Annotated in this window: 4 protein-coding genes; 1 reads left to right on the top strand and 3 read right to left on the bottom strand. The window is 41.0% G+C overall.

Annotated features, from left to right (window positions below; all coding sequences use genetic code 11):
* Positions 1–136: 136 nt before the first annotated feature.
* The 3 genes from HY841_07590 to HY841_07600 all read right to left on the bottom strand — a co-directional run bounded on the left by HY841_07590 (position 137) and on the right by HY841_07600 (position 2592).
* Complete coding sequence (locus HY841_07590; GenBank protein ID MBI4930608.1) at positions 137–808, bottom strand: helix-hairpin-helix domain-containing protein; 672 nt, start codon at positions 806–808, stop codon at positions 137–139.
* A gap of 66 nt (positions 809–874) precedes the next feature.
* Positions 875–1018, bottom strand: coding sequence for a hypothetical protein (locus tag HY841_07595; protein MBI4930609.1), 144 nt, complete (start codon positions 1016–1018; stop codon positions 875–877).
* The gene (locus HY841_07600) at positions 1015–2592 is read right to left on the bottom strand and encodes a sodium-dependent transporter (GenBank protein ID MBI4930610.1); all 1578 of its coding nucleotides are present in this window, start codon (positions 2590–2592) and stop codon (positions 1015–1017) included. The genes HY841_07595 and HY841_07600 overlap by 4 nt, the downstream gene beginning before the upstream one ends.
* Before the next feature lie 183 nt (positions 2593–2775).
* On the opposite strand from HY841_07600, the gene HY841_07605 reads away from it, so the two are divergent.
* The gene (locus HY841_07605) at positions 2776–4797 is read left to right on the top strand and encodes a gliding motility-associated C-terminal domain-containing protein (GenBank protein MBI4930611.1); all 2022 of its coding nucleotides are present in this window, start codon (positions 2776–2778) and stop codon (positions 4795–4797) included.
* Positions 4798–4955 lie beyond the last annotated feature (158 nt).

Genomic DNA, 4955 nt, shown 5'->3' on the forward strand with positions numbered 1-4955 from the left:
GAAAGAACATTATAATAACGAGCGCCCTCACGATTCTCTTAACTCTTTGTCTCCAAAACAATATTTACTCAACAACAAAAATCAAAATCAACCAATCCCAAAACACAATTTTGAACTGTCCTAACAATGGGGAAGCTTACATATCAAATCCATAAACTTCCATCAGTTGTTCTTTCTTCACAAATCCTCCGAGTTTTTCTCTGAATGCTACAATCCGTTTCGAGAAAGCGGAGCCGATGCCTTTGAGGGTTTTGAGAGAAGTGGTGTCGGCAGAATTGAGTTCAACAAACAATGGTTGATGGTTAATGGTTGATGGTTGATGTTCGGATTTTTTGAATGCTGGTGTTTCATTTTCTGGAATCTGAATGTATGGCTTAAGCGAAGCATAAAGTTCAGGCGTGATGCAATACATTTTCTTCACATCTTCTTTCGTTCTGAATTTTCCGCCTTTGCTTTCATAATTCTTTATCGTTTTGATTTGCTTGTCGGATAAACCCAGCCGCTTCCAATCTTCTTCGGGTAAATTATTGGGATTGAAAGAAAATCTTTCCGCACTATCTGCGTCAAGAGTATTAAAAGAAGTAAAATAATTATTTCTGGCTGAAAGCGAATCACTGATTTGTTTTTGTACTGCTTCAAAATCAGCAATCTCCTTTTCAAATTTTGAAAAATCAGTTTTTTCTCTTGTGAAAAAGAAATCTGCGAAGGATAAATAAAGAATTAAAACAAGAATAAGGGAAAGAAGAACAAAAACTCCGTTGCGTTCTCTGCGATTGAATGAGAAGTAATCACGAAGGAATTGCTTCATGGAAAATGTTTTGCCTCAACCCTAAAGGGAGAAAAACAATATCACCCTTTAGCCAGGGGTTACTTTTTATCTTTTCACATCATCATTCTCCGAATAGGAATCGGGTTCTTTCTTTGCGGGTGTCTTGAGCACCTTCCAGAAATAATAAAATGTGATGGCGGAAATGATTGCCTCGGTGGTAACCATCATTATGAGCGCTGATGTATTCATGATGTAAATCTTCCTTCTTTGATTCGTTTTTTATAAGCGACAAAAACAAGATAGGCAATTCCAAGCCAGATGGCAATCAACCCGATTCTCGAAATATTCACATACAAAAGTTGTGTTTGCAATTGTTCAATTACCGCAGGATCAGTGGCAGCGAGAATTTGTTTGTCTATATCTGCATTTTTTATTTTGTCCCATATTCCGGGCAAACTGGCGAAGAACACCCAGCCGAGAATCAACGGAGTAATAAACTTGATGATGTATCTGAAAATCACGGGCACTTTTATATCCGCGCCATCGGTAATTTCTTTCCATCCCTTGTCCATTCCGAAAACCCAGGCGAATAAAATTATTTCCACCAATGCGAACACAACAAGCGAAACAGTTCCCGCCCAATAATCATATTCGTCAAACACTCCATAATTAAAAAACAAAACGGTGGGCAAACCGAGGATGAGAACTATAAATCCGAACATCCATGCGGCATTATTTCGTTTCCATCCGAATTCATCTTCGAGAAAAGCCATTACGGGAGTTCCCATCGCAAGTGAAGAAGTTATTCCCGCAAAAAACAAAAGCCCGAACCAAAAGACTCCGCACACCACCGCCAGCACGCTTCCCCATTGTTCAAATAAGTATGGAAGCGTTTTGAATCCAAGTCCAAGTCCTCCGCTCTTTGTCATCTCCACTACTTTATCAATGCCGAGATAGCCCACTGAAATCGGAATGATGATGGCAGAACCGAGAACCACTTCTACAAATTCATTCATCCATCCCGCACTCATCGCGTTCAGCGCAATATCATCCTTGCTTTTTACATACGAGGCATAGCACTGGATTGAACCCATTCCCACAGAGAGTGTAAAAAATATTTGCCCGGCTGCAGCAAGCCAGACCTTCGGCTCAAAAATAGTGTTGAACTGCGGAGTCCACAAAAAACTTAATCCCAACGTGCCGGGATTCACGGCATTGTGTTCTCCTGCCTGAAGCGTGATTGCTTTGTAGGCGAGGAACGCACCGAAAATAATCAGCAACGGCATTCCGATTTTTGCCGCCTTCTCCACTCCACCGCTCAAGCCCTTTGAAAGAATCCATGTGTTCAGAAGAAGGCAGAGTATCCAGAAAATTATCGGCTCATAAGAAGTGAGTGAAATATAGTTTCCAAAAAAACCGGCAACTTCTTCAGATGATTTTCCCGCAAAATCCCTTGCAACCGAGTGCCAAACCCAGGATAACGTCCATGATTCGAGGTAACAATAATAAGCCGCCACCGCAACGTTGGTGAAAATTCCGAAAACGCCAACGTATTTCCAAAACTTGCGTTTGTCCATGGAATCAAGAATGAAAGGTGTGGAATGGTGTCCGAACTTGCCTCCGAATCTTCCCATTGACCATTCAACATACAACAGCGGAATGCCCATGAGCAAAAAGCAAACTAAATAAGGAATGATGAATGCTCCTCCTCCGTTTTGAATTGCCTGAACAGGAAAGCGGAGAAAGTTTCCGAGCCCCACTGCATTGCCAGCCATTGCCAAAACCAATCCAACCCGCGAACCCCATGCTTCTTTATTGCTCATTGCGAAATTATTTTTAGATAATTGCGAAGATATAGAAAGTTTGTCAGGGGCAAATAAATTTTACTGTTCTCCGTTTAATCGGTAAATTTGCTTCACCCCAATAGAAAAACCGTGTTAAGAAAGATATTATTTCCATTCGTCATTTGTCATTTGCCTGCCCGACATCTATTCTTGATATTAATAATGATTGGCGGGTCGTTAGTTATTTGCCGAAGCCAGCCCGTTGCTTCGCCTGATTTGAAGTGCCTTGCTGTTAATGCTCCTTCAGGAAATGTAACATTGTCTTGGGTAATACCACCTGACCCCGGTTCTCAATTTGTCGCTTACCATATCTTTTCTTCCCTTTCTTTGCCAGGTCCATTTGCGCAAATTGCCACTATCACACCTTACAGTCAAAATTTTTACAATGACCCAATTGCTAATGCAAACTCAAATCCTGTTTACTATTATATTATTACCGAGTCACTCGGAAGTATTTTTTCTGTTCCAAAAGATACTTTATCCACAATTTATTTGAATGTAACAAATTTCAGTATAGATATCGCAAATCTCAATTGGAACGAGCTTGCCACACCCAATATTTCTTCTTCACTCAAATGGTACAGAGTTTACAGGAAATACCCTGCCGGTGCTTGGATTCTTCGTGACAGCACTCAGAATCTTTTTTACAAAGATACTTTGAGAGTTTTATGTGCTTATTCTTATGTGAATTACAAAGTAGAAATTTCTGACTCGGTGGGTTGCACTTCCACTTCTAATATTGACAGCAGCCAATTTCAAGACCAAACTCCTCCCACCCTTGTTCCCATTGATACAGTAAGCGTTGACTTTTCAAGCAGCAAAGCAACCATCAGTTGGTATCAATCTCCATCACCTGATGCGGAATCAGTTGTGATATATAAAGGAACTTGGTCTCCTATTGATACTGTGCCTGTGCTGCCTGCCTTTTACACCTATACTGCCTCCGTTGCCGGAACTGTTTCGGAATATTATCGTGTTGCATTTCTTGATTCCTGCGGAAATATTTCTCCCATGGGAATTGAGCATCAAACAATTTATCTCTCCGCAACGTTTGATATTTGCGCCACCACCGCATCGCTTGTGTGGAATCAGTATATTAATATGATTCCTGCCGTGAATCAATATCAAATTTTCAGAAGTGTGAACGGACCTCCTTTCACTTTGCTTGCTACCAACTCTGCTTCTGATACCGATTATATGGATACCGGACTCGCGCTGGGAAATTCTTATTGCTATTTCATCCGCGCAACTAATAATGGAAGTCCTGCAAAAACATCTACATCCAACAAAGCGTGCTTCAACGCAACTGTTTTATCTCCCCCCACCTATCACTACAACCGCTATGCAACAGTTGTCTCCGATAAACAAATTGACATCAAAGCGCATGTTGATCCCACTGCAACAAGCGTTAAAAAGTACAACATTCAGCGGGCTATTAACGGAAGCGGAAGTTTCACCACCATTGCCACCCCCGCTCCTGCCGGAACTGTTCTTATGTATACAGATAACGGAGTAAATACCGGAGCGAACAGTTATATATATAAGGTAGATGCTATGGATTCCTGCGCACATGTAATTACTTCATCCAACATTGATACAACTATGTTGCTCACCGCTTCTGTTGCTCCGAACCTTGATGTTACTCTCTCGTGGAACGATTACGGAAGTTTTCTTGGAGGAGTTGACCACTATGATATTTACCGCTCGGTGGATGGAGTGTGGAATACTTCTCCTATAGGAACTGTTACCCCTACCGGAAGCGGAGAAACTTTTACCGATGATGTTTCTCCATTTTTCACCAGCAAAGGAATTTTTTCTTATAAAGTAGTTGCCATTGAAGGAGCAGGAAACCCATTCTTCTTTGCAGATTCCAGCACGTCAAACATCGCAAAGGTTTATGAGTATCCGAAAATTTATGTGCCGAATGCTTTCACTCCTAACGGAGATAATATGAATGATATTTTTATTCCTGTTATCGGATTCATCGAGCCGGCAGAATATTCCTTGCGCATTTTTGACAATACAGGAACTCCTGTGATGATTACAAATAATCCTGCCGAAGGATGGGATGGAAAAAAGAAAGGGCATCCTTGTCAGGAAGGAGTTTATATGTACCTCATTCAATGCAAGGCGTCTAATGGAGATGATTCGAAAATTTCGGGAACGGTTTCATTGTTCAAATAAATCTCATAGCATAGCGGTAAAATTAAAGTAGGAAGCGAAGGTACAAAGTAACTTCGCCACCTCTCACACCACTGTACATGCTTAGACGCATACAGCGGTTTCATAAAGTTTTAATCGTTTGTAGTTTGCCGATAAACTGTAGTAACCTTCTTTTGCAA

This window comes from Bacteroidota bacterium (genome assembly GCA_016213405.1).
Taxonomy (GTDB): Bacteria; Bacteroidota; Bacteroidia; order Palsa-948; family Palsa-948; genus Palsa-948.